The organism is Thalassospira sp. GB04J01 (genome assembly GCF_000751115.1).
Taxonomy (GTDB): Bacteria; Pseudomonadota; Alphaproteobacteria; order Rhodospirillales; family Thalassospiraceae; genus Thalassospira; species Thalassospira lucentensis.
In genome coordinates this window covers 122809-148199 of the sequence record NZ_CCDX020000017.1, presented here as the reverse complement: position 1 = coordinate 148199, position 25391 = coordinate 122809, and the positions used below count along the sequence as shown (strand labels likewise).

Sequence of the window (25391 nt, the reverse complement as noted above, 5' to 3'; positions counted from 1 at the left end):
CGGCACAAGGATTGCATGATTTATCCGGAGTATGAATTTAAACCGGCATCTTTTTCCCATGGAGGGCTCTTATGGGATTGTATGATACGTTGATGAACGTCACCAACACCGCCTATAGCGCCAAAAACGCTGTCGAGCAGGCGCGGACGATTGCATCAAACAGCCAGCCGCTTCCTGAGAAGAACAAGGAAGAAAATGCCGAGCTGGCCTATATCCGCGAGCACGGTTTCACCACCTACGTCAAAGAAATCGAAGAACGCAAGATCGAAGAAATGCGCGCCAAGATGCTGCAAAGCATGGGGCTGGATGAAGAAGCGCTGGCCGAAATGGACGGCACCCAACGTCAGGCCATCGAAAAAGCCATCTCTGATGCGATTGAGCAGAAGCTTAATGGCAATACGGTTGCCAATGCGGAAATGAACACACCGGAAAGCGAAAGCGAACGGCGCGACAAGATGCAAGTACAGATCGCCTTCAACCCGCGCATGTTTGATGTCTTTACCGAACTGCAGTCGCAACTGCCTGCCGGATCATCGCAATCGATCCTTGGCGATGACAACAAGAACGCCAAAAACACCAAAGACGATCAGCTTATCTAAGAAGTGGACCTATCATCCGAACTCACCTGTCGATGAAAAAGGGGCGCTGCAACCAGCAGCGCCCCTTTTCGTGTAAGCCAGATTGATCTGGCGTTCTGCCAAAGATCACACGTTATTCGTCAACGCCGCCCATGCAGACGTATTTGACTTCGAGGTAGTCCTCGATCCCGTATTTCGATCCTTCGCGGCCAACGCCAGACTGCTTGAAACCGCCAAACGGGGCAACTTCGGTCGCCATGACGCCGACATTCACCCCGACCAGACCACTTTCAAGGCCCTCGGCCAGCTTCCAGATCCGAGAGATATCGCGTGAATAGAAGTAGGATGCGAGGCCGAACTCGGAATCATTGGCCATCTCAAGCACTTCATCGTCCGTGTGGAAGCGGATCAAGGGGGCCATCGGACCAAAGGTTTCCTCGCGGAAGACCGTCATCTCCCGGTTGGCATCGGCAATCACGGTCGGCTGGAAGAACGATCCGCCTTTTTCATGACGCTTGCCACCGGTCAGGATACGCCCGCCTTTGGACACCGCATCGGCAATCTGGCTTTCAACCTTCTGGATGGCCTTTTCGTTGATCAGCGGACCAATGACAGTCCCGTCTTCAAAGCCATCGCCAACCTGCATTTTCGCGACCTTGGCAGCGTATTTTTCCGCGAACTCGTCATAAACCGCGTCATGCACAAACAGACGGTTGGCACAGACACAAGTCTGACCGGCATTGCGGTACTTCGATGCAATTGCGCCATCAACGGCGGCATCAATATCGGCATCTTCGCAAACGATGAACGGCGCGTTCCCGCCAAGCTCAAGACTGATTTTCTTAACCGTATCGGCACATTGACGCATCAACAAACGACCCACCGCGGTCGAGCCGGTAAAGGTCAGCTTGCGGACTTTGGCGTTCTCGGTCATTTCAGCACCGATTTCGACCGCATCACCCGTCACAATCGACAGCAACCCTTTGGGCAATCCGGCCCGTTCGGCTAGAACCGCCATGGCAAGGGCAGAATACGGGGTTTCCATGGCCGGTTTAACCACCATCGCACAGCCAACAGCCAATGCCGGGGCGGCTTTGCGCGTGATCATCGCAGTCGGGAAGTTCCATGGCGTGATGGCGGCACAAACACCCACCGGTTCTTTAAGCACCAGAACCCGGCGTCCTTCGGCAAAGGTGGGGATCACATCGCCGTAAACGCGTTTTCCTTCTTCGGCGAACCACTGCAGGAACGATGAACCATAGGCGATCTCACCCTTGGCTTCGGCAAACGGCTTGCCCTGTTCGACCGTCATTAGGGTCGCCAGATCGTCCTGATTTTCCATCATCAGGTCGTACCATTTCATCAGAATGGCACCGCGTTCCTTGGCTGTCCGCTTTTTCCAAAGCTTCTGGGCCTTTTCAGCAACGTCAATCGCGTGCGCGACGGCGTCACGGCCAAGAACCGGAACCGTTCCAATCACATCCCCGTTTGCCGGGTTGGTGACCTGTTCTGTTTTCCCATCTGGGGCGTTGACCCATTCCCCGCCGACATAGGCCTGCTGGGTGAAGAGTGACGGGTCTTTAAGCGAAACCATTTTAGTGCCTCCGGTATTCTTCATTGGGAGTGACAAAATGCGATAGCCATCATCTAGTCTGCTCCGGTCAAGATGCCACATCTTCGCGAGATATTTATGGCTTGGCAATCGCAAACAGGTACAAACCCACGCTTTGCAACAAGATTGCACCCCATACGCCTGAAAGAGTTGGTTTTGGCAGAATGTGCGGCAAACACGGTCAAGGCGACCTGTTCCCGTCATGCACATATATCGCCACCGCATATCCCTGCCGGGTATTTAACACCGGCGCTGTTTTTTCATTTTCAACCGATTCTGATCGCGAAACAGGGCACTCAGAAGCGGCCTCCTCCCCCTTTCCCAAACCATAGATATGCATCTGAATTCAAAATATCTTTCAATTACAATTTGTTACAGGCCGCAAAATTCAGTTCATTATCGAAAATTTCAGATCATCATAATTTTCGCTTGCAATTATTTTGGGGGCTCCGTAACGTCTATGACAACAAAGAACGACAGTTGAAAACATCTGTCACAAGTCAGAGCACCAGGGAGGAAGCGGTTGCTCAGTTCAGAAACATACGACGTCGCCATCATTGGCGGTGGTATCAATGGCACAGGCATCGCACGGGACGCTGCGGGTCGTGGGCTTAAGGTCTTTTTGTGTGAGAAGAACGACCTTGCCAGTGCGACCTCATCGGCCAGCACAAAGCTGATCCATGGTGGCCTGCGCTATCTTGAGCATTACGAGTTCCGTCTGGTCCGCGAGGCGTTGATCGAACGTGAAGTTCTGCTGCGTGCAGCCCCGCACATTATTTGGCCGCTGCGCTTTGTTCTGCCCCACGTCAAAGGCCTACGCCCGGCATGGATGATCCGCCTTGGTCTGTTTTTGTACGACCATCTTGGCGGACGCGAAAAGCTTCCGGGCTCCGAAGGCATCAAACTTAAAAATCACCCGGCGGGTAAACCGCTGGTCCACGGTATGAATAAGGCATTTGTTTATTCCGATTGCTGGGTACAGGATGCACGTCTTGTTGTGCTAAACGCGATGTCGGCCCGCGATCTGGGTGCGGAAATCGAAACCCGTACGGAATGTGTTTCGGCCAAACGTGACGGTGATCTTTGGAAAGTGGTCATCCGCAATGAGGATGGCGAACGGACCATCCGTGCACGATCTGTCGTCAATGCGGCGGGCCCATGGTGTGCCGAGCTTCTTGAAAACCGGGTTGAAGCCAAAAAGAAACAGGGCATTCGCATGGTTCAGGGCAGTCACATTGTTGTGCCCAAGCTGTTTGACCATGACTATTGCTATATCTTCCAGAACCCGGACGGGCGGATTGTCTTTGCCATCCCCTATGAACAGGACTTCACCCTGATCGGCACGACAGACCGCGATTACAAAGGTGATCCGGCAAAGGTCGCCATCAGCGCCGAAGAAACCGACTATCTGTGTCAGCTGACAAACACCTATTTCGAAAAGAAAATCACACCTGACGATGTTGTCTGGGCCTATTCGGGTGTTCGTCCGCTGTATGGCGATGGCAGCGAAGATGCATCCCAGGTCACACGCGATTATGTTCTTGAAATCGACAAGGGTGATCGTGACGATAATGCTGCACCGCTTCTAAACATCTATGGCGGCAAGATCACCACCTATCGCAGGCTGGCAGAATCCGCGATGAGCAAGATTTGCCCGCTTTTGGGGCACGATGACATCCGCTGGACAGCCGACAAACCCTTGCCGGGCGGCGATATGCCGAATGCCGATTTCGATGATTACTTTACCGCGATGCACAAGAAGTTTTCGTGGATTCCCAAACCACACATCTACCGTTACGTGCAAAATTACGGCACACTTACCAAGCTGATCATTGGGGGTGCATCTGATCTGGAAGGGCTTGGTAAGCATTTCGGCGATGACGTATATGAATGCGAATTGCGTTATCTGGTTGATTGCGAATGGGCCCGAACGGTCGAGGATGTCTTGTGGCGTCGCTCAAAATTGGGCCTGCATCTTTCAGACCAAACCCGTGATGCCATCACCCAATGGTTTGACACCGAACTGAAATCAAAAAACACCGTGAAAGCGGGCGAAGGAAACAGTGGAATATGACCCTTACGCTTGAAAACATCACCAAGACCGTGGGCGGGGAGACTCACATCGACGACGTGTCGATGACGCTGGAACCGGGGTCATTCAACGTCCTTCTGGGGCGGACTCTGGCCGGTAAAACGTCCCTGATGCGGATGATGGCCGGGCTTGAACCCCCAACCAGTGGCCGCATACTCGTCAATAATGCCGATGTGACCGGCATGGCAGTGCAGAAACGCAATGTCGCCATGGTATATCAGCAGTTCATCAATTATCCGTCGATGAATGTGTATGACAACATTGCATCCCCTTTGAAATTACAAGGTGTCGATAAGGCTGAAATTGAAAAGCGTGTGCGCGAAACGGCCGAGTTGATGCACATCGAACATCTGCTTGATCGCCTGCCACAGGAATTGTCCGGTGGACAGCAGCAACGCACCGCGATGGCGCGCGCCATGGTCAAGGATTGCACGCTACTGCTGCTTGATGAGCCGCTCGTGAACCTTGATTACAAATTGCGCGAAGAACTGCGTGAAGAAATTCCCAATCTTTTGGCCAAGCGCGACACCATTGTTGTCTACGCCACGACCGAACCGATGGAAGCGCTTCTTCTGGGCGGAAAATGCGCCGTCATGCACGAAGGCCGCGTCACCCAGTTCGGGCCGACCACAGAGGTTTATCATAACCCGGCTTATGTCGAGACCGGCCTGATCTTTTCCGATCCCCCGATCAATCTTCTTAAGGCAGAGGTCCGCGACGGTGCGCTGTATCTTGCCAGCGGCCATCAGGTTTCGCTATCGGGTCACTTGGCCGATCTTGGCAATGGCAATTACACCGTTGGTGTGCGTGCCAACCATTTGTCAGTCGAGCGGGAAAACGCACAGTGCGTTGCCATGCAGGGTCAGGTTGAACTGGCCGAAATCACCGGTTCGGAAACCTTTGTTCATGTTCACTTCAACGATGTTTCGTGGGTGATTCAAGAAGAAGGCGTTCACAACCCGCGGCTTGGCGAAGCCACCACATTCTATCTCGATCCGAACCGTCTGTTTGCCTATGACGCCAATGATCGCCTTGTGGCAGCCCCGCCCAGTGAAATTCAAAACGGCAAGGCCGCCTGAGGTTGGAGAATTAAAATGGCACGTATCGATCTAAAAAGCCTTGCGCATTCATACTTCCCCGATCCGAAATCGGACGCGGATTATGCGCTGCGTCGCATGGAACATGTTTGGGAAGATGGCGGGGCCTATGCCCTTCTCGGCCCATCGGGTTGTGGCAAAACCACGTTGCTCAATATCATTTCCGGCCTTTTGACCCCATCCGAAGGACAGGTACTGTTTGATGGCAAGGATGTCACCAAACTGGCCCCGGAAGAACGCAACATTGCACAGGTTTTCCAGTTCCCGGTCATTTACGACACCATGACCGTTTACGAAAACCTTGCCTTTCCGCTGCGCAATCGCGGTGTTGACCCCAAACGGGTTGACGAACGGGTGCGTGAAATTGCCGGGATGCTCGATCTGACCGGCAAGCTCAAGCAAAAAGCACGCGGTCTGGGCGCGGATGAAAAGCAAACCATTTCGCTGGGCCGTGGTCTGGTGCGTGATGATGTGTCGGCCATCCTGTTTGATGAACCCCTGACCGTGATCGATCCGCATCTGAAATGGGTTCTGCGCCGCAAGCTCAAGGAAATTCACAATAAGCTGCGTCCGACGATGGTTTATGTCACCCATGATCAGATCGAAGCCCTGACCTTTGCCGACAAGGTTGTTGTCATGTATGGCGGCAAGGTTGTTCAGCTGGGCACGCCCCAGGAACTGTTTGAAAATCCGGCCCATACCTTTGTCGGATATTTCATCGGAAGCCCGGGCATGAACATCATGGATTGCAAGATCGACGATGGTGCGGCCTGGATTGATGGGCAACGCATTGCCCTTACCGACCGTCATCTTGATGCCGTTTCCAAACAAACCGGCAAGATCGAACTGGGCATCCGGCCAGAGTTCCTAAAACTTGAAACCGGCGATGGTGTCAGCAGTGACAACGGCGTTGAAGTAAACATCGTCAAGGTCGAAGACCTCGGCCAGTACAAGATCGCAACCACCCGGTTCGGGGCATCCGACATCAAGGTCAAGCTTGGCGAAGACGCCCAAATCACCGGTCAGTCTGGCGTGCTGCGTTTCGCGCCTGAATGGACCAAGCTTTACGCCGACAGTCAGTTGGTCGCGTGAGGGGAATGGGGAAATGAACAAAATTACCAACAATAAGGCCTGGTTCCTCGTTCTGCCGGTCTTCTTTATCGTCGCCATCAGCGCGATTATTCCGCTGATGACCGTTGTGAACTATTCGGTTCAGGATATTTTTGATCCGCAAACGCGGTTCTTTGTCGGCACCGAATGGTTTGAACAGGTTCTGGGTGATCGCCGCCTGCATGACGCGCTGGTGCGTCAGATCGTCTACACCATGAGCGTGCTGCTTATCGAAGTTCCGTTGGGGATCGCGGTTGCATTGACGTTGCCGCGCAAGGGCTGGGGTGTTTCGGCATCGATGGTTCTTCTGGCCTTGCCGCTTCTTATTCCATGGAACGTGGTTGGCACCATCTGGCAGATTTTCGGTCGTGCCGACATTGGTCTTGGCGGCTATGTCATCAACATGCTGGGCATTGACTATAACTATTCCCAAAATCCGATGGATGCATGGGTCACGGTTCTGGTGATGGATGTCTGGCACTGGACTAGCCTGATTGTTTTGCTGTGCTATGCCGGATTGCGGTCGATCCCGGACGCCTATTATCAGGCCGCCAAGATTGATGGCGCGTCGAACTGGGCGGTTTTCCGGTTCATCCAACTGCCGAAAATGCAGTCAGTTCTGGTGATCGGTGTGCTGCTGCGCTTTATGGACAGCTTCATGATCTATACCGAACCGTTCGTTCTGACGGGCGGCGGGCCGGGTACGGCCACCACATTCCTCAGCCAGTTCTTGGTGACGATTGCTGTGGGTCAGTTTGACCTGGGTCCGGCGGCGGCATTCTCGTTGATCTATTTCCTGATCATTCTGCTGGTTTGCTGGGTTTTCTATACCGTCGTGATGAACGCCGGAAAGCGGGAGGAACAATAAAATGCGGTTCCAGAAACGTCATATCGCACTCATTCTTTACATACTGTTCCTGTTGTTGCCGATCTATTGGCTGTTCAACATGTCGATCAAGACCAATTCGGAAATTCTCGGTGCAATGACCTTGTTCCCGGACAATCCGACACTGGCGAACTATGCAACGATCCTGACCGATCCGGCGTGGTATTCGGGCTATATCAACTCGATGATCTATGTTGCGATTAACGTGGTCATATCCTTGGCGGTCGCCCTGCCAGCAGCCTATGCTTTCTCGCGGTTTAACTTTGTCGGCGACAAGCATCTGTTCTTCTGGCTTTTGACCAACCGGATGGCACCGCCTGCTGTGTTCTTGCTTCCGTTTTTCCAGCTGTATTCAAGTGTCGGTCTGTTTGACACCCATATTGCGGTCGCCCTTGCGCACTGCTTGTTTAACGTGCCGCTTGCGGTGTGGATTTTGGAAGGTTTCATGTCAGGTATCCCTAAGGAAATCGACGAAACCGCCTATATTGATGGCTATTCGTTCCCGCGCTTCTTTGGAACGATCTTTATTCCGCTGATCCGTTCGGGCATCGGGGTGACGGCATTCTTCTGCTTCATGTTCAGCTGGGTGGAATTGCTGTTGGCCCGCACCCTGACATCGGTCGATGCAAAACCGATTGTCGCCACCATGACCCGTACTGTTTCGGCATCAGGGCTTGATTGGGGCGTTTTGGCCGCAGCCGGCGTTTTAACCATCGTGCCCGGGGCCTTGGTGATCTGGTTTGTTCGCAACTACATCGCCAAAGGTTTCGCGATGGGCCGCGTGTAATCGGAAAACAGGAGGAATAATAATATGTCTTGGATGGCCTGGACCCCGATTACGGCAGTGTTTTTCAGCTGCATTATCCTGATGCTGATCGGGATGGGAATTTGGCAGACAGTTTCACCAACCGTACCACGTCGCGGCTTCTTGCCGCTGACCACCACGCGCGGTGACCGCCTGTTTATCAGCCTTCTTGGCGCGGCCTATATCCATTTGGGCTGGCTGGCATTTACCGATGCCGCCCTGTGGATTGCGTCAATCATAGCACTTTTCTGGCTCTTCATTGTGATGCGCTGGGGATAAGAAACCAGACCGGCACGGTGTCCTACACCCGTGCCGGTCCCAATCCATTCATTACGGTGGGTACCCGTCTTCCCCCGCTGTTGATGACCGGTTCAACCGGACGAGAAAAAGGAAGACGATCAGGGAGAAACGACATGATCGTTAAGTTTAAGGGATCCTCTGCCGTAATCAAAGGCAGTGCAGTTGCCGTCGCCCTTGGCCTTGCAGTGCTGGCAAACCCAGCATCTGCAGACCAATATACCGACGCAGCGAAGAATTGGATCGACAGCGAATTTCAGCCGTCGAGCCTGAGTAAAGATGCCCAGATGGCCGAACTTGAATGGTTCATCAAAGCCGCAGAACCGTTCCGCGGCATGGACATCAACGTGGTATCGGAAACCATCACCACGCACGAATATGAGTCCAAGGTTCTGGCAAAGGCGTTCTCGGAAATCACCGGGATCAACATTACCCATGACCTGATTGGCGAAGGCGATGTCATCGAAAAACTGCAAACTCAGATGCAGTCAAACCGCAACATCTATGACGCCTATATCAATGACTCGGACCTCATCGGCACCCATTCGCGTTATGACGCGGTTGTGCCGCTGACTGACTTTATGGCCGGCGAAGGCGCTGATGTGACCTCTCCGACGCTCGATCTGGACGACTTTATTGGTCTGTCCTTTACCACGGGCCCGGATGGCAAGCTTTATCAGCTTCCTGACCAGCAGTTCGCGAACCTTTACTGGTTCCGGTATGACTGGTTCCAGCGCGATGACCTGCAAAAGCAGTTCAAAGACAAATATGGCTATGATCTTGGTGTTCCGGTCAACTGGTCGGCTTACGAAGACATCGCCGAATTCTTCACCAATGACGTGAAGGAAATCGACGGTCAGAAAGTCTATGGCCACATGGATTATGGTAAAAAAGACCCGTCACTGGGTTGGCGCTTTACCGATGCGTGGCTGTCGATGGCTGGTGCTGGCGACAAGGGCATCCCGAACGGCCTTCCGGTCGACGAATGGGGTATCCGTGTTGAAGGTTGTGCGCCTGCTGGCTCAAGTGTTACCCGTGGTGGTGCCGCAAACGGCCCGGCAGCGGTTTATGCTTTGACCAAATACATTGATTGGCTCAAAGCCTATGCGCCGCCAGAAGCCGCAGGCATGACCTTTGGTGAAGCTGGTCCGGTTCCGGCCCAGGGCCAGATCGCGCAGCAGATTTTCTGGTACACCGCCTTTACCGCCGACATGGCCAAAAAAGGTACGCCGGTTGTGAATGACGATGGCACGCCGAAATGGCGTATGGCACCGTCACCGCATGGCCCGTACTGGGAAGAAGGCATGAAGCTTGGTTATCAGGATGTGGGTTCCTGGACGTTGATGAAGTCCACCCCGCTTGAGCGCCGTAAAGCTGCATGGCTCTATGCACAGTTCACGACGTCGAAATCGGTATCGTTGAAAAAGACCCTTACGGGCCTGACACCGATCCGTCAGTCTGACCTGGATACTCAGGCCATGACCGACATCGCACCGAACTGGGGTGGTCTGGTTGAATTCTATCGTTCGCCGGCCCGTGTTCAGTGGTCACCGACGGGCACCAACGTTCCTGATTATCCGAAACTGGCTCAGCTCTGGTGGCAGAACGTTGCCGAAGCTGTCACCGGGGAACGGACCCCGCAGGAAGCAATGGATAACCTTGCAACTGCGATGGACCGTGTGATGGAACGTCTCGAACGTGCAGGCATCGGTGGCGAATGTGCACCGAAGCTTAACGAAGAGCGCGATGCACAATACTGGTTCGACCAGCCGGGTGCACCAAAACCGTTGCTCGACAACGAAAAACCGCAGGGTGAGACCGTTAAATATGACGATCTGATCGCGGAATGGAGTGCTGCCCAGTAATTCGGGCTTCACTACTGGGGGTGTCGGGGGTGATTTTTCATCCCCGACCGTCCCTTCCCAAAACCACCATTTGTACCACCAACGCTTTCAAAGACACCTTTTTCATTAAGTCATAAGACCTACAAATAAAAACCCGAGACGTCCGAAAACGGATGCGAAATGTCCCAAACGGGAATGTCTGCCTCAACAATAAGAACTGCGGCAAGACAGGGAGGAAACAGTGAATAGCGCCATTCAAAAACGTCGCGCTGGCCTTGGCATTCAAGGTCGGCTAATGGCTTCTTTTGCTCTAATTTTGGTACTGGCCGGGGTTTCATCGGTCGTATCATGGGTGTCGTTTGGTAACAGTCGCGACCTTGTCGCCGACATCACCACCGACAGTCTGCCGTCAATCATTCGCCAGATGGAACTGGCAATGGATGGGGTTGGCCTTGCGGCGCAAGCCCCCGTTCTTGCCGCGTCCCGCAATGCCGACGAGTTGGCCGCAACACAGGCGCGCCTTGATACATTGATTGCTGATGCCCGGCTGCGTCTGACCGAAATTGCTGCGGCCAATCCCGAACCGGTGATGATAGACGTTTCCGCTCCACGTGACGAAAACGCTGAGGATCCAGCATCGGAAGATGACACACCCTCAGAGCCCGAACTGGTTGATGCGATCCCGACCCTGACCACACAGCTTGATGACATTGTTGCCCGCCGTGAAACCCTGCATGATCTGACCACCCAGCGCCTTGAGATTGAAAAAAAGCGCGGTGATCTGACGCTTGATATGGTTTTTGCCTATGCCGACCTGTCGGAATTCCTCAATCCGCTGGTTGAGGTGGTTGATATAGATGTGTCACGCGGGATTTCCCGGGTTTCGAATGGCAATCTTGATGCCGCCGCAACACTTGAAGAAACCATCGCCTTTTCACAGCTGATTGCTGAAATACGCGCCAATGTGAACCTTGCCTTTGGCATGTTGACCGCTGCTATTGCCGTACCCGAGGGGGAGGCGATGGATGAAGTCCGCAACCAATGGAGCTGGGCGGAATTGCGCATTTCCGATGCGCTTGAAGAATTGCCCGACACTGATGATGGCAACCAAATCCGCGACCTTGCCAAGGCCCTTTTGGCGTATGGCACGGGCGGCAAGAGTGTGTTTGATCTGCGTGAAACCGAATGGGACAATCAGTATCAGACCGAACAAACCCTTGAAGCAACACTTGCCAGTGCCGAAGCCCTGTCGCATTCCATCACCTTGATGGTCGATGGCAAACGGGTCGAGGTCGATGCCAATGCCACCGATGCGCTGTCGCAGGTAGTGCGCGATCAAAAAGTGATTGCGTTTATCGGTGTCGCTGTTCTGGTGATTTCACTTTTGATCCTGATTTTCTATGTCCGGGGCAACCTGATCAAACGTCTTTTGCGGGTGATTGATGGCATGCGCCGTGTGGCCAACGGCGATCTTTCGACCGAGGTCAAAGATCAGGGACGCGATGAAATCGGGCGCATGGCCGAAATCCTTGGTCAGTTTCGCGAAACTAGCCTTGCCGCCCAGCAGGCTGAAGAAAAAGTTGCCCGCGAACGCGAACACGCCGAAACCGAACGCAGGCGCGCCATGCTTGATCTCGCAGATGCGTTTGAGGCCTCCATCATGCAGGTCGCCCAAGGTGTCGCCCGCGAAGCGGAAAACATTCAGGCAACCTCAAATCAGGTGCGGGACCGTGCACAAGCCGCATCCTCGAATGCGACCGGTGTTGCTGGCGCGTCTGAGGAAATCTCGATCAATATGGCGTCGGTATCTGATGCCACGCATTCACTGTCTGAACGGGTACAGGATACCGGCCATCGGGCACAGAAATCTGTTACTGCTGCGACCAGTGCTGTCGATGCCGCGCAGCGCACCAATGCCACGATGCATGAACTTGAAACCGGTGCGCAGGAAATCGGCGAGATCCTTAACCTTATTCAGGACATCGCCGCGCAGACCAACCTTCTGGCACTTAATGCCACCATCGAAGCCGCCCGCGCGGGCGAAGCCGGAAAAGGCTTTGCCGTGGTTGCGCAAGAAGTCAAAAACCTTGCCAATCAGACCGGGTCTGCAACAGATCGTATTGCCGAACGGATCAATGAAATTCAGTCAACCACCGGCATCGCGGTCAAGGCGATTGCCGGTATTCGCGACAGCATCACCGGTATTCATGAAACCGTCGGCGAAATGTCCGATGCGGTCAGCGAGCAACAGGAATTCGTCGCCGAAATCGCCAGCAATGTCGAACAATCCGCCACCGCGGCGGGTGAAATGAACAGCACCATCGCACAGGTCAGCACGGCGGCAGATGATAACCTGCATGCCGTGGATGGCCTGCGCGATGCGACAGATCGCCTGCGTACGCAATCTGATGATCTGGGCAATCGTGTTCGTGATTTCCTTACCACCATTCGTTCGGATCAACCAGCAGACCACGCTTCTGACCAAAACCACGACATGCGCCCAACCAGATCCTCCCTGCCATGAGCGAACTTGCCGGGGCTAATACAGTGACTGGCCCCCAATTACCGTATCCGCCCCGGCGCTTTTTTCGCCTGTAGTACAGCAAAAATGTTAGACAGAATTCCATGAAAACCTTGATCGCCCATTGTTCAAAGTCTGCCGTGTGCAAGACTGTCCCGCACAAATCGGAAACGTCGGCTTTGCGGCCCACGGCCCTTATGCTGGCCGCATCGCTGGCATTGGCCACATTCGCCAGTCAGGCCGATGCGTCTTCTGTACTTGATGACGGCATTTCGGCCTATCGCCATGGTGAATTTGAAAAATCAGCACAGGTTTTCACCCCCCTTGCCGATCAGGGCAATGCCACCGCGCAGTACCTTTTGTCGTGTCAAATGATCAATGGTGTCGGCGTTAAGGCCAATGAAGACGCCGGATGGACCATGATGAAGGCGTCGGCGGGTAATAAGAACCCGGATGCCAGCATTGTCATGGCCCGAAAACTTGAGGCGACTGGCGCCCCTGCCGATCTGATCCGCACCCTGTATCAACAGGCCGCCGATCAGGGACAAACACAAGCCATGCTGTGGCTTGCCCTTGATGCGCTTGATCAGGGTAAAACCGACCCGGCAAAAGAATATCTGACCACCGCATGGGAGGCTGGTGATCCGCGTGCGGCCACCCTTCTTGCCAACCGCTTTGCCGCCAGCGATACCGCGCGCTATCAATATCTGCGCCAAGCGGCCGAACGCGGTGAAATGCGCGCCGCAGCCTATCTTGCCGAAGAAGCCAAGTCCCTTGGCGATCCGGCCGAAGCCGTTGGCTGGTGCGCGATTGCCACCGGCCTTCCCGGTCATAACGAAGATGTCGACTGGAAAACCATTGGCGATGCGGTCGAAAAGAATTGTGGCAAGTTTGACAAGGACCTTGAACCGACGGAGCGCGCGGCCAACCGTGAACGGGTTGATCAGTTTCTGGCCCGGTTCTTTGACGGTTATAAGCCTTGGACGCCGTGGCGCGCCTGTTCGGTCAACTAACCAAATCAAAAAGGCCCCGATCAACCAAGATCGGGGCCTTTCATTTACCAAAAACGCGACTAGCTTGGTGCGTCGGTTTTGACCGCCTCAATAAGAAGCATACTGCCTTCGATACCGCAGACACGGACTTTCTGTCCTTTGGCAAGGTCTTCGTCTGATTTCAGGACCCAGCTTGAACCATAGACACTTTGTCGCACACGGCCATTGGTGGTTTTTTCGGTCAGGACCGTTGTTTTGCCGACCAGCGAAGAACTGGCACTGCTGACATCTTGCTCGTTCGCACCGGAAATCCCGGGTCGAAAAAACCGCCGTCCGATCACGAACGACAGCACACTAAACACGCCAAACGCGATCAGTTGTATTTCCACCGAAATGTCGGGAACCAACAAAACGACCAATCCCACGGCCGCCGCCGCGACGGACAGCCACAAGAAAATGATGCCCGGCAACACCATTTCAAGCACAAGCATCAGGCAGGCCAAAATCCACCAGTGCCAAAACTCGATACTCAGATCAGCAAACAAATCCATTACAGCGATCCCAATGTCACGTTAGCTTTTATCCGTCTGCGAAATCGTTTTGATCAATTCGGCGACACCGCCAATCGAACCAACGACACCTGACGCATCGAGCGGCATAAACACCAGTTTACTATTGGGGCTTGATGCAATTTGGCCCAGTGACTCAACATATTTCTGAGCAACAAAGTAATTGATCGCCTGGACATCACCTTCGCGGATGGCTTTGGACACCGTTTCGGTTGCTTTGGCTTCTGCCTCGGCCGTACGTTCACGGGCCCGTGCATCCAGCTCGGCTGCGGCCATGCGGCCTTCGGCGGCCAGAATGGCGGCCGATTTTTCGCCTTCCGCACGTTTGATGTTGGCTTCACGTTCACCGTCCGCTTCAAGGATAAGCGCGCGCTTCTCGCGTTCTGCCTTCATCTGACGGTTCATGGCATCGGTAAGATCTTCTGGCGGATTGACGTCCTTGATCTCAACCCGGGTGATTTTAACACCCCAATCGCTGGTCGCTTCGTCAAGAACTGCCAAAAGCAACAGGCTGATCTTTTCGCGGTTCGACAGCATCTCGTCGAGTTCCATCGAGCCGAGCACACTGCGCAAATTGGTCATTGCCAAATTCTGAACCGCATAATCAAGCCGTTCGACTTTATAGGCCGCATCTTTGGTGGTGGTTACCCGGATGAAGACGACACCATCAACCGCAACGGACGCATTATCCTTGGAAATGACTTCCTGACTGGGAATGTCGAGCACCCGTTCCATCAGGCTCATACGCTGCCCGAGCCGATCAATAATCGGGATCAGAACGTGCATCCCGGGGTCCAGTGTGCGCAAATAGCGCCCCAGTCTTTCGACGGTAACTTCGTAGCCCTGCGGCACGATTTTGACACTCATGAAAGTCAGAACGACTGCCAGCACAACAAAGGCGAGCGAGAATATTGCAAACGTCGATTGCATCTTTAGCCCTTAGAATGTCGAATCTGATAACGAAGATTCGGTGTTTAGATGGCCGGATCGGCGCAAAACATCGCCAAACGAGAACCACCAGAAATGAACAAGTCCAATCATACCTGCAACCTGCATTTGGTGTGCAATAATATTGTTTGAACTTTGATTTTCTAGAGTACGCCCTAGATGCCGTCCGGAGGAATGCTTAGCGCCCCGTGCCCCCGACAAAGCCAGACAGCATTTTATTAAGTGCGCTTAAATCCTCTGGCGAATTGACATTGGTAAAGGGTTCAATCGCCCCTTCGGAAACAGGAAACGCTACCTTTACCGCATCCATCATCCGCAAGGCTGCCCCGACACGGCGGTTATCGTCGGCAAGCTGTCTGGCAATGACCGACGCACCGTCCCGATGCCAGATACTTGAAAGATAATGATCCCGATCCGCGTAGCTGGCAAAGGCGGCTTTGACGCCTGCATTTCGGGCACCGCTCAACAACTGTGCGACCATGTCATCGGGTACAATCGGGCAATCAACCGGAAAACTCACAAGCCAGTCAATATCGCCCGGCAATACATCCAGCCCGCCAAGAACGCCGCCCAATGGCCCCTGCCCGGCTTTGGGAAGGTCGCGCACCACCGACACGTCATACTCGGCAAATATCGCGGTATCTTCGTTTGACGAAATCATCACACGATCGCATTGGGCACGCGCAGCTTTGATCACGCGTGCCAGCAATGTCATACCGCCCACTTCGCGAAACGGTTTGTTGCCGCCCATGCGCCGCCCCTCGCCGCCGGCAAGGATCAGGGCGGCGGTCTTTGGTATGGCACGGGTATCACTTGATCTCGTCATGTCGCCCAGAATGCTCAGAGTAATGACAAAGTGGCATAGCGCCATTGCCAAGCGGGCAATTGCCCACCGGTGATTTGTCGCCTATAAATCCTGTTAGCACAATGGTGAGCTTGCACGCGCAAGGCACCCCGAAAACCGGACGACCGGTTTTCGGTATCAGAGCAACGGGGACGGCCCCTTTTTAAAAGGAGGCCGCCGATGGCTTGGATTGCATTGATCATTGCCGGTGTTTTGGAAGTTTGTTGGGCATCTGGCCTGAAATATTCCGAAGGTTTCACCAAACCCGTTCCCACCATCTTTACCCTTGTCACCATGGCAGGCAGCTTCTGGCTTTTGGCCCTTGCCATGCGCACCATTCCACTCGGCACGGCCTATGCCATCTGGACCGGCATTGGCGCGGTTGGTGCGGTTATCTTTGGCATCGTCATGCTGGGCGAAGCCGCCAGCATCGGACGCCTGATCGCGATTTGCATGATTCTTGGCGGCATCATCTTGCTGAAATTGTTCAGCCCGGCCTGAGTTTGGATTTGATCCAGAAACAAAACAGGGCAGCCAACGGCTGCCCTGTTTTCGTTCGAAATAGTACCGATCAGTTAACCAGCACACCTGCCTCGATTTGTTTTGCAACGGCCTTGCCAAGGATGGCGTGTTCCTCGGCGGTGAAATGAATGCCGTCGACACCGCTGGTACCAATGACACTTCCCGCATCGAAGACCGGCACATTGCCAAGCTTGGCCGCGCGGTCAAATGCATCGGCAAATTGTTGGGAGATTTCAACACCACCCGCCATATTGGCCGAAAGCGGAGTTTTGGAAATGTCACCCATCGGCGGCGGCGTGACCAACAGCACCTTTGGCGTGCCATAAGTGGTCAAAACCCCGCCATTGATGTTGCGCACGATATCCACCAGATGCATTGCCCCTTGCGCCACCTGATCGGCATTGCGATCAAACTGCGCCTGCGCATCATTGGTGCCCAGCATCACAACGACCAGATCAAGCGGCAGGTTTTTGGCCAGAACTTCCGGCAGGTCCTTGGCACCATTGAAATCTTCGGCTGCCAGTGCGCCCAAATCCTCACCGAAATCCAGATCTGTCGTGCGGCCGTTTAGCCCATCAACAATCACGGTATAGTCTTCGCCAAGGGCGGTTGCCATGACGCCAGCCCACCGTTCGTCATCGCCAAACCGTTCAACAGGGAACGCCTCCAGTTTTGCCTTCCAGCCCCAGCTGTTTGAATCGCCAAACACCAGAATGCGTTTTGCGTCATCGGCATGGGCAGAAGCCCCACCCAATAGCCCGGCGCACAGCGCCATTGCGCCCAACCAGATCGTTGATTTCCCAAACATCATCCAAACTCCATGCTTTGTGCGGATTTTCCGCGAAACTGAATGACGACAGCCTATGACCTACGCTATGGTGAAACAATCTACGCAATACTGAATTATTTAATGAGATATTTTCATCAATGATGAATGAGAACATCAGCGATCTGGCGGCCTTCTGCGCCATCATCGAACTGGGCAGCTTTCGCGCCGCTGCCAAGCAATTGCGCGTGACCCCCTCGGCACTCAGCCACCGCATCAAAAACCTTGAAGACAGCCTGCAAGTCCGGTTGTTAAACCGCACCACGCGCAGTGTCGCAGCGACCGATGCGGGCCGCGCACTTTATGATCGGGTCAGTCCGGCCATGCGCGAGATGAGCGGTGCGTTGCAAAGTCTCGATGATTATCGATCTGGCCCGACCGGTACATTGCGGCTTAATGTTCCGGCCAATGCCGCGCGTGTGGTGCTTGCCCCGGCCATCGCCGGCTTTTGTCGGGATAATCCCAATGTGCGGCTTGAGATCATTGAAAATGATGGTTTCGTCGATATCGTCGCCGGGGGTTTTGATGCCGGTATCCGGTTTGAAGAAACACTAGCACCAGGCATGAGCGCTATTCGCCTTGGCCCATCCATCCGCCCGATGGTGATCGCAAGCCCGGATTACCTCAAACGCCATGGCACGCCCATGAACCCGAATGATCTGGCCAATCATAACTGCATCAATCTGCTGTTTCCCGGCGGCAAGCTTGCACCATGGGACTTCACTGATGGCGAGAACCATTTCGTTTTGGCAAATAACGGCAATCTGACCGTGAGCTCAACGCAGATGATGCTTGATGCGGTCAGGAACGGGATCGGCATTGGCCAGAAGCTGCAAGGCAGTGCAGATGACGCGATTGAACGGGGCGAAATTGTCCCGATCCTGGAAGACTGGATGCCCGATTACGGCCAGTTCTGGATTTACTATCCCAAACGCACCTATCTGCCATCCGCCCTTCGTGCCTTCATCAATTCGGTCCGAGCCTTTCACGGTCAAACCCATACCTGAAACAAGAAATGCCGCCCCGAAGGACGGCATTTCAAGGTCAGGTACATATCGGGTCGATCAAACGCCAGCCGGAATACCGCTGCGTTCAACCTTGCGCGGGGATGTGATTTCTTTCCATTTGGAAAGCGCCTTGTTCACCGCCGGATAGGGTTCGCGGGCGATGAATTCGCCGTCGCCGCATTTGGCAATAACCACGCCTTCTTCGGCTGCAATCCTGCCACGGCTGATCGTGTAGCGCGGAAGGCCGGTCACCTCGATGCCTTCGAACACGTTGTAATCGATCGAGGATTGCTGATGTTTTGCCGTGATGGTTTTTGACGCCTTCGTATCCCAAACCACAAGATCCGCATCCGCCCCAACAAGGATCGCACCCTTGCGCGGATAGATGTTAAGGATTTTGGCAATATTGGTCGAAGTGACAGCCACGAATTCATTCATGGTCAAACGACCGGTATTCACGCCGCGCGACCAGAGAAGCGGCATGCGGTCTTCAAGGCCGCCCGTCCCGTTCGGGATTTTGGTAAAATCGCCAACACCCATGCGCTTTTGTTCCGTCGTGAAGGCACAGTGGTCGGTTGCGACCACCTGAAGGCTGCCCGATGCCAGACCGTTCCAAAGACCGTCCTGATGTTCCTTGCTGCGGAATGGCGGGGACATGACCCGGCGTGCGGCATGATCCCAATCGGTGTTTTTATATTCGCTGTCATCCAAAACAAGATGCTGGATCAGCGGTTCACCAAACACACGTTTGCCGTTCTGGCGTGCGCGGCGGATCGCCTCATGGGCCGGTTCGCACGATACATGGACGATATACAGCGGCACATTGGCCATATCTGCAATCATGATCGCACGGTTACATGCTTCGCCCTCGACATCCACGGGGCGGGAATAGGCATGTGCTTCGGGCCCGTTATTACCCTCGGCCAGCAGTTTTTGCTGCAAAGTCGCGACCACGTCGCCGTTTTCGGCATGGACCAGCGGCATTGCCCCCAGTTCGGAACAGCGCGAGAAGGATGCAAACATTTCATCATCATCGACCATAAGCGCGCCCTTATAGGCCATGAAGTGCTTAAAGGTGTTGATGCCCTTTTCCTCGACGACGATTTTCATTTCGTCAAAGACCTGCTCGCTCCACCAGGTCACCGCCATATGGAAGGAATAATCACAGACCGCCTTGGACGATTTATTGTCCCACGCCTGAAGCGCTTCAAGCAGCGACTGGTTCGGGGCTGGCAAACAGAAATCGACCACCATGGTCGTGCCACCGGCAACAGCCGCCTTGGTACCACTTTCAAAATCGTCTTCGGAATAGGTGCCCATAAAAGGCATTTCCATGTGGGTGTGCGGATCAATCCCGCCGGGCATGACATAGCAACCGTCGGCGTCAATCACCTTGTCCCCGGTCAGATTGTCCCCGATCGCGGCGATCTTGCCGTCTTCGACCAGAATGTCAGATTTATATGTCAGATCGGCGGTAACAATGGTTCCGCCACGAATAACCATGGACATGGGTGGCTCCTTGTCTGTCTCTTGCGGAAAGGTGCGGGCAGCCCGGCATTCCGCCTGTTTCCCCAACTGTGTCGGGGCATCACGATAAGCATTTTCGGAAGATAAACCCGTCCGGCGAACAGATGTCCGCCGGACGGTTTAAAGTCGCGGTTCAAGAACCGATTACATTGCCGATTTATCGGTTACGGCATGGGTCCAGGCACCTTCCGGTTTTTTGGTAATCACCGGATCAGAACCACCCGACAGCAGGCTATCGACGGTCCGCTGATAGGCCGCTTCGTCCAATGCACCGCTATCACCAAGCAGTTTGGCAACTTCGGTCATCATGCGGACCTGATGTTTTTCGGTCTGGGCACCGGTCATATCGTTATCAAGAACGATCATCGCCGCGTCTTGCGGGTTTTCTTTCGCCCACATCCAGCCTTTCATGCTGGCATCGACGAAGCGCGCCATTTTATCGACAAATGCCGGGTCCTTGAGGTTGTCCTCAAGCACATAAAGACCGTCTTCAAGGGTCGCAACACCCTGATCTTCGTATTTGAAGACCTTCAGGTCATCGGCTGAAATACCGGCATCAATCACCTGCCAGTATTCGTTATAGGTCATGGTCGAAATGCAATCGGCCTGTTTCTGGATCAGCGGATCAACGTTAAAGCCCTGTTTAAGGACGGTAACACCCTTGTCGCTGCCATCGGTCGGAATGCCAAGTTTCGACATCCAGCTTAGGAACGGATATTCATTGCCAAAGAACCAGACGCCAAGGGTCCGGCCCGGGAAATCGTCCGGGCTTTCAACGCCGGTTTCTTTCAGGCAGGTCAGCATCATGCCAGATTTGGCAAAGGGCTGTGCGACATTGACCAGCGGAACGCCTTTTTCACGTGACGCCAATGCCGATGGCATCCAGTCAACAATCACATCTGCACCGCCGCCAGCAATTACCTGCGGCGGGGCCACATCCGGACCGCCCGGATTGATGGTAACGTTCAGATCGGCGTCTTCGTAGAAGCCTTTATCAAGTGCCACGTAATAGCCGGCAAACTGAGCCTGCGTAACCCATTTAAGCTGCAGGGTTACGTCATCTGCTGCCATCGCTGAAAGCGATGTCAAACCGAAACTCAACCCTAGTGCAGTCGCCAATAATTTCTTCATTCGTCGATGTCTCCTCAAGGTTATCGTCAAGTCCTCCCGGTGGGTCGTCTTTGATTGTGCCTTTAATGGCGACGTACCCTAAAAGACGGATGCCATGACGTTGCTTTTCTCTCAACATACGCAACGGCCCCGTAGAAGGCGGTCCCCGCAAGGGCCGCCAGTGCGATTTCCGCCCAGACCATGTCGATATTCATGCGGCCCACCTCGGTCGAGATGCGAAAGCCCATACCAACAATCGGGGTGCCGAAAAATTCGGCGACGATTGCACCAATCAGCGCAAGCGTGGAATTGATTTTAAGTGCGTTGAAAACAAACGGCATGGCGGCTGGCAACCGCAAACGGAAAAGCGTCGACCAATAGCCCGACGCATAGGTCGCCATCAGATCCTTTTCCAGTTTGCCCGCCGCATTCAACCCGGTCACCGTATTCACCAACATCGGGAAAAACGTCATGATCACAATGACCGCGGCCTTCGATTGCCAGTCAAAGCCAAACCACATCACCATGATCGGCGCGACCCCAATGATTGGTAAGGCCGACACCATATTGCCCAGCGGCAAAAGCCCGCGTTTAAGAAACGGCACACGGTCTACCGCAATCGCGACCAGAAACGCAGATCCGCAGCCCATGACATAGCCACTGAGTGCTGCCTTGACAAAGGTCTGGTAGAAATCGGCCATCATGGTGTCGGTCGAAGAAACGAAACGTACCCCGATCATACTGGGCGGCGGCAGCAAAACCTGCGGCACACCAAAGCCCGACACAACAACTTCCCAGACAAACAGCAACCAGACGCCAAACGCGATGGGCACAATAATATTGGCCGATTGCTGTTTGACGGTTTCAAGGCTGTGGTAATTGGCGATCACATCAATCGCGCGCCAGACAAACGCCCAAAGCGAAATGATGAACAGCCAGAACCCGGTGCTGGCATAGCCCGCCACACCGTAATCATACAGCGCATCAATCGCCTGCCAGGCGCCAAACACCGCCGCCGCTAGAATAATGAACGCGTGGAAAATGGTGCGCACACCAATCCAGGTAAACGCCGCCCCGGCCATCACGCACAGCGCCATCGCACTGGCAAGACCGGGAATATCACCGACAAAGGCAACCTGTTTGCCGGTATCACCATCAATGCCCGCCAGCGGGAAAATCAGGGCCAACAGGGCGGCAACGGCCCCCACAAGGCAGAATTTATCAAGCTTTACCTGTGTCATGCGCTTACCCCCATCCGGACGAGAACACGCCGTTCACACCAGCCAACAATCACCACCATCATCGCGGCCAAAAAGGCGGCGGTGAACAGTGCCGACCAGATTTGAATGGTTTGGCCATAGTACGATCCGGCAAGCAAGCGCGCGCCAAGACCTGCCTGAGCACCGGTTGGCAATTCGCCAATAATCGCGCCCACCAGACTGATCGCAATCGCGACCTTAAGGCTGGCAAACAGGTACGGCATGGCGGATGGCAACCGCAGTTGCCAGAATGTCTGCCATTTTGAGGCATTATAGGTCCGCATCAGATCAAGCTGGATCACCTGTGGGGATCTAAGGCCTTTAACCATGCTGATCGTGACCGGGAAGAAACAAAGATATGTCGAAATAATCGCCTTTGGCACCAGCCCCTTGATCCCGATCGCGCCCAGAACAACGATGACCATCGGCGCAATGGCAAGGATCGGGATGGTTTGCGATGAAATCACCCACGGCATCAGGCTTTTTTCCAGCGTCATGACATGGACAATGCCCACCGCCAAAACAATGCCCAGCAAGGTCCCGATGCTAAACCCCAGAAGTGTCGACGAAAGCGTGACCCAACTATGATAGACCAAGGACCGCTTTGACGTGATCTTGATCGCAAAGATGGATTTATACATCTCCTCGACGACTTGATGGGGGGCAGGCAGGATTGGACGTTCCTGTGCCAGCGTATCTTCAATCAGCTGACTGGTCGTCCATGTTTGATCCGCCCGGTCATATCGGTCGATCTGGGTCGGCGCATTCATGAAAACCGCACCGACATACCAAAGAACCAACAGGGCCAGCAGAACAACACAGACCGGCCCGCTGTGCCCCGACATCATCCGGGTCCAAAGCGACGGTCCTCCAACTGATTCCGACAAGGTTGCGGTGTTACTCGTCATGGCCATGCCCCGCGCGCAGTCCTTCGCGTACCCGATGGGCAATCTCAAGGAATTCCGGCGTTTCACGAATGTCGAGTGTTCGGTCCTTGGGGAATTTGGTTTCGATCACATCAATGATCCGCCCCGGACGCGGTGACATCACGACAATCTTGCTTGAAAGATATACCGCCTCGGGGATGGAGTGAGTGACAAACGCCACCGTCTTGTTGGTCCGCGCCCACAGTTTCAAAAGTTGTTCGTTCAAATGATCACGGACAATTTCATCCAGCGCGCCGAATGGTTCATCCATCAAAAGCAAATCAGCATCAAATGAAAGCGCACGCGCAATGGACGCGCGTTGCTGCATCCCGCCTGAAAGCTGCCATGGGAATTTCTTTTCAAACCCGTTGAGTTCCACAAGCTTGAGCGCTTCATGGGCGCGCTTGATGCGTTCTTCCTTGGACAGGTCCATGATCTCAAGCGGCAAGGTCACATTGCGTTCAATGGAGCGCCACGGCAACAATGCCGGCGCCTGAAACACATAGCCATATGCGCGCGCTTCGCGGGCCGCCTCGGGCGAGACGCCATTGATCGAAATTTCGCCGCCCGTGGCTTTTTCCAGATCGGCAATCACGCGCAAAAGCGTTGTTTTGCCACAGCCCGACGGACCAATGAACGATACGAAATCGCCTTCTTCAATCGTAAGATCAACTTCTGACAGCGCGTAAACCGGGCCATCAGCCGTTTGAAAAGTCAGCGATAAATCTTTGATATCAACAACGGCTTTTTTCGATGCGGGCATCGCGGCAACGTTATCGACAACTTGTTTTAGAGTCATGGGGTGTCCCCTGATCGTATGTCTCTCTCGGAACCAAAAGAGTTTCTTTTGGCACACTCAATGGAAGCCTCCCTCAGGGACGTTGCCCTGAACTTTGCCGGAATTTCGGGGTCATTGCCCCATATGTCGGTCAAAGCAAAACGGCGAGCGGGTTTCCCCGTTCGCCGGTATTTAATGTCAATTTCCGTCTGTCAGTCGGGTATAGGTCGATGGACGACGATCACGGAAGAACTGCCAGTTATTGCGAATTTCACGCACCATCGACATATCCATGTCATGGACCAGCAGTTCGTCATTCTCACGCGATGCCTGTGCTTCGATTTCGCCGCGCGGATTGACGAAATAGCTTTGGCCATAAAACTCGCCAATATCCCAGGGCTGTTCGCGGCCAACCCGGTTGATCGCCCCGATAAAGCAACCATTGGCAACGGCAGATGCGGGCTGTTCGAGTTTCCAGATATATTCTGAAACCCCGGCAACAGTGGCCGATGGATTGACGATATATTCCGCCCCATTTAAGGCCAGCGCACGCCAGCCTTCGGGGAAGTGGCGGTCATAGCAAATGTAAACACCAAGCTTGCAATATTGGGTTTCAAACACCGGCCAGTTTGACGCACCGGGTTTAAAGAAGAATTTCTCCCAGAAACCGGCGACATGGGGGATATGGGTTTTGCGGTATTTACCAAGATAGGTGCCATCGGCGTCAATCACCGCAGCGGTATTGTAATAGACCCCGGTGATGTCTTCCTCATAGATCGGAACAACAATCACCATTTTGTATTTGGCCGCCAGTTCACACATCAATTGCGTGGTCGGGCCATCGGGGATCTTTTCCGCCGCCGCATACCATTTCTTGTCCTGACTGGGACAGAAATAGGGCTGGGTGAAAACTTCCTGAAAACACAGGACCTGCACACCTTTTTTACCCGCCTCTTCGATGTAGGGCAGATGTGCCTCGATCATGGCTTTGCGGATTTCTTCGGGGGTCTGATCGGTTGAACCTTTCAGGCTCATTTGAATCAGGCCGCCTCTCAGCTTTGACATCCGAGATAACCTCCTTGATCTGATATTTTAATGTCCTTTTGCCGGCTTATGCCGATCTTCGGACTTATGTCCAACCGCGCCCCAAAGACCCCTTGTTTTTATGCGGGTCTATTTCCCAGTCGGGACGCGATCAGAAAAATCGCGAAACAGATGTTTCCTCATCATGCGCCGATCTG

General features: G+C 54.0%; 23 protein-coding genes. 12 read left to right on the top strand and 11 right to left on the bottom strand.

Going from position 1 to position 25391, the window contains the following annotated elements:
* Positions 1 to 71 precede the first annotated feature (71 nt).
* On the top strand, positions 72 to 599 hold the full coding sequence (locus tag AMM48_RS18605; RefSeq protein WP_102785285.1) for a hypothetical protein: 528 nt from the start codon (positions 72 to 74) through the stop codon (positions 597 to 599).
* 112 nt (positions 600 to 711) lie between these two features.
* On the opposite strand, the gene AMM48_RS18600 is transcribed toward AMM48_RS18605, so the two are convergent.
* Positions 712 to 2172: an NAD-dependent succinate-semialdehyde dehydrogenase gene (locus tag AMM48_RS18600; protein WP_102785284.1), complete on the bottom strand. Its 1461-nt coding sequence runs from the start codon at positions 2170 to 2172 to the stop codon at positions 712 to 714.
* Positions 2173 to 2713: 541 nt separating this feature from the next.
* On the opposite strand from AMM48_RS18600, the gene glpD reads away from it, so the two are divergent.
* The 9 genes from glpD (at position 2714) to AMM48_RS18555 (ending at position 13855) form a co-directional block, all read left to right on the top strand.
* On the top strand, positions 2714 to 4264 hold the full coding sequence (gene glpD, locus AMM48_RS18595) for a glycerol-3-phosphate dehydrogenase (RefSeq protein ID WP_102785283.1): 1551 nt from the start codon (positions 2714 to 2716) through the stop codon (positions 4262 to 4264).
* Positions 4261 to 5361, top strand: a complete 1101-nt coding sequence (locus AMM48_RS18590) for an ABC transporter ATP-binding protein (RefSeq protein ID WP_102785282.1) — start codon at positions 4261 to 4263, stop codon at positions 5359 to 5361. The genes glpD and AMM48_RS18590 overlap by 4 nt, the downstream gene beginning before the upstream one ends.
* 15 nt (positions 5362 to 5376) lie before the next feature.
* A complete protein-coding gene (locus AMM48_RS18585) occupies positions 5377 to 6471 on the top strand; it encodes an ABC transporter ATP-binding protein (RefSeq protein WP_102785281.1) in 1095 nt (364 codons plus the stop codon).
* Positions 6472 to 6484: 13 nt separating this feature from the next.
* Positions 6485 to 7357 (top strand): sugar ABC transporter permease, encoded by an 873-nt coding sequence (locus AMM48_RS18580; protein WP_102785280.1) that lies wholly within the window; start codon positions 6485 to 6487, stop codon positions 7355 to 7357.
* A 1-nt stretch (position 7358) separates the two neighbouring features.
* Entirely contained in the window at positions 7359 to 8162 is an 804-nt protein-coding gene (locus AMM48_RS18575; RefSeq protein WP_101302526.1) for a carbohydrate ABC transporter permease, read from the top strand.
* A 24-nt stretch (positions 8163 to 8186) separates the two neighbouring features.
* Positions 8187 to 8459 carry a DUF2160 domain-containing protein gene (locus AMM48_RS18570; RefSeq protein WP_102785279.1) on the top strand — a complete coding sequence of 91 codons (273 nt, stop codon included), beginning with the start codon at positions 8187 to 8189 and terminating at the stop codon, positions 8457 to 8459.
* A 134-nt stretch (positions 8460 to 8593) separates the two neighbouring features.
* Complete coding sequence (locus AMM48_RS18565) at positions 8594 to 10342, top strand: ABC transporter substrate-binding protein (protein ID WP_101302524.1); 1749 nt, start codon at positions 8594 to 8596, stop codon at positions 10340 to 10342.
* 220 nt (positions 10343 to 10562) lie between these two features.
* Positions 10563 to 12845: a HAMP domain-containing methyl-accepting chemotaxis protein gene (locus tag AMM48_RS18560; RefSeq protein WP_102785278.1), complete on the top strand. Its 2283-nt coding sequence runs from the start codon at positions 10563 to 10565 to the stop codon at positions 12843 to 12845.
* Positions 12846 to 12946: 101 nt separating this feature from the next.
* A complete protein-coding gene (locus AMM48_RS18555; RefSeq protein WP_102785277.1) occupies positions 12947 to 13855 on the top strand; it encodes a sel1 repeat family protein in 909 nt (302 codons plus the stop codon).
* A gap of 59 nt (positions 13856 to 13914) precedes the next feature.
* On the opposite strand, the gene AMM48_RS18550 is transcribed toward AMM48_RS18555, so the two are convergent.
* The 3 genes from AMM48_RS18550 to AMM48_RS18540 all read right to left on the bottom strand — a co-directional run bounded on the left by AMM48_RS18550 (position 13915) and on the right by AMM48_RS18540 (position 16177).
* Positions 13915 to 14385 carry an NfeD family protein gene (locus AMM48_RS18550; protein WP_102785276.1) on the bottom strand — a complete coding sequence of 157 codons (471 nt, stop codon included), beginning with the start codon at positions 14383 to 14385 and terminating at the stop codon, positions 13915 to 13917.
* 21 nt (positions 14386 to 14406) lie between these two features.
* The gene (locus AMM48_RS18545) at positions 14407 to 15333 is read right to left on the bottom strand and encodes an SPFH domain-containing protein (RefSeq protein WP_102785275.1); all 927 of its coding nucleotides are present in this window, start codon (positions 15331 to 15333) and stop codon (positions 14407 to 14409) included.
* Positions 15334 to 15529: 196 nt separating this feature from the next.
* Positions 15530 to 16177, bottom strand: coding sequence for an NTP transferase domain-containing protein (locus tag AMM48_RS18540; RefSeq protein ID WP_102785274.1), 648 nt, complete (start codon positions 16175 to 16177; stop codon positions 15530 to 15532).
* A 198-nt stretch (positions 16178 to 16375) separates the two neighbouring features.
* Between AMM48_RS18540 and sugE the strand changes: the two genes are divergently transcribed.
* The gene (sugE, locus tag AMM48_RS18535) at positions 16376 to 16696 is read left to right on the top strand and encodes a quaternary ammonium compound efflux SMR transporter SugE (RefSeq protein WP_102785273.1); all 321 of its coding nucleotides are present in this window, start codon (positions 16376 to 16378) and stop codon (positions 16694 to 16696) included.
* Positions 16697 to 16766: 70 nt separating this feature from the next.
* On the opposite strand, the gene AMM48_RS18530 is transcribed toward sugE, so the two are convergent.
* A complete protein-coding gene (locus AMM48_RS18530) occupies positions 16767 to 17525 on the bottom strand; it encodes an SGNH/GDSL hydrolase family protein (protein WP_158246488.1) in 759 nt (252 codons plus the stop codon).
* A gap of 119 nt (positions 17526 to 17644) precedes the next feature.
* Between AMM48_RS18530 and AMM48_RS18525 the strand changes: the two genes are divergently transcribed.
* Complete coding sequence (locus AMM48_RS18525) at positions 17645 to 18550, top strand: LysR family transcriptional regulator (protein ID WP_102785271.1); 906 nt, start codon at positions 17645 to 17647, stop codon at positions 18548 to 18550.
* A gap of 57 nt (positions 18551 to 18607) precedes the next feature.
* Here AMM48_RS18525 and hydA read toward each other — a convergent pair whose 3' ends face one another.
* The 6 genes from hydA to AMM48_RS18495 all read right to left on the bottom strand — a co-directional run bounded on the left by hydA (position 18608) and on the right by AMM48_RS18495 (position 25215).
* On the bottom strand, positions 18608 to 20059 hold the full coding sequence (gene hydA / locus AMM48_RS18520; RefSeq protein ID WP_102785270.1) for a dihydropyrimidinase: 1452 nt from the start codon (positions 20057 to 20059) through the stop codon (positions 18608 to 18610).
* Between the two features lie 162 nt (positions 20060 to 20221).
* Positions 20222 to 21208, bottom strand: a complete 987-nt coding sequence (locus tag AMM48_RS18515; protein WP_102785269.1) for an ABC transporter substrate-binding protein — start codon at positions 21206 to 21208, stop codon at positions 20222 to 20224.
* 62 nt (positions 21209 to 21270) lie between these two features.
* Positions 21271 to 22428 (bottom strand): ABC transporter permease, encoded by a 1158-nt coding sequence (locus AMM48_RS18510; protein WP_102785268.1) that lies wholly within the window; start codon positions 22426 to 22428, stop codon positions 21271 to 21273.
* The gene (locus AMM48_RS18505; protein WP_102785308.1) at positions 22425 to 23354 is read right to left on the bottom strand and encodes an ABC transporter permease; all 930 of its coding nucleotides are present in this window, start codon (positions 23352 to 23354) and stop codon (positions 22425 to 22427) included. The genes AMM48_RS18510 and AMM48_RS18505 overlap by 4 nt, the downstream gene beginning before the upstream one ends.
* A complete protein-coding gene (locus AMM48_RS18500) occupies positions 23344 to 24135 on the bottom strand; it encodes an ABC transporter ATP-binding protein (RefSeq protein ID WP_102785307.1) in 792 nt (263 codons plus the stop codon). Before AMM48_RS18500 ends, AMM48_RS18505 begins: the two co-directional genes overlap by 11 nt.
* Positions 24136 to 24348: 213 nt before the next feature.
* Complete coding sequence (locus AMM48_RS18495; RefSeq protein WP_022732186.1) at positions 24349 to 25215, bottom strand: nitrilase-related carbon-nitrogen hydrolase; 867 nt, start codon at positions 25213 to 25215, stop codon at positions 24349 to 24351.
* Positions 25216 to 25391 lie beyond the last annotated feature (176 nt).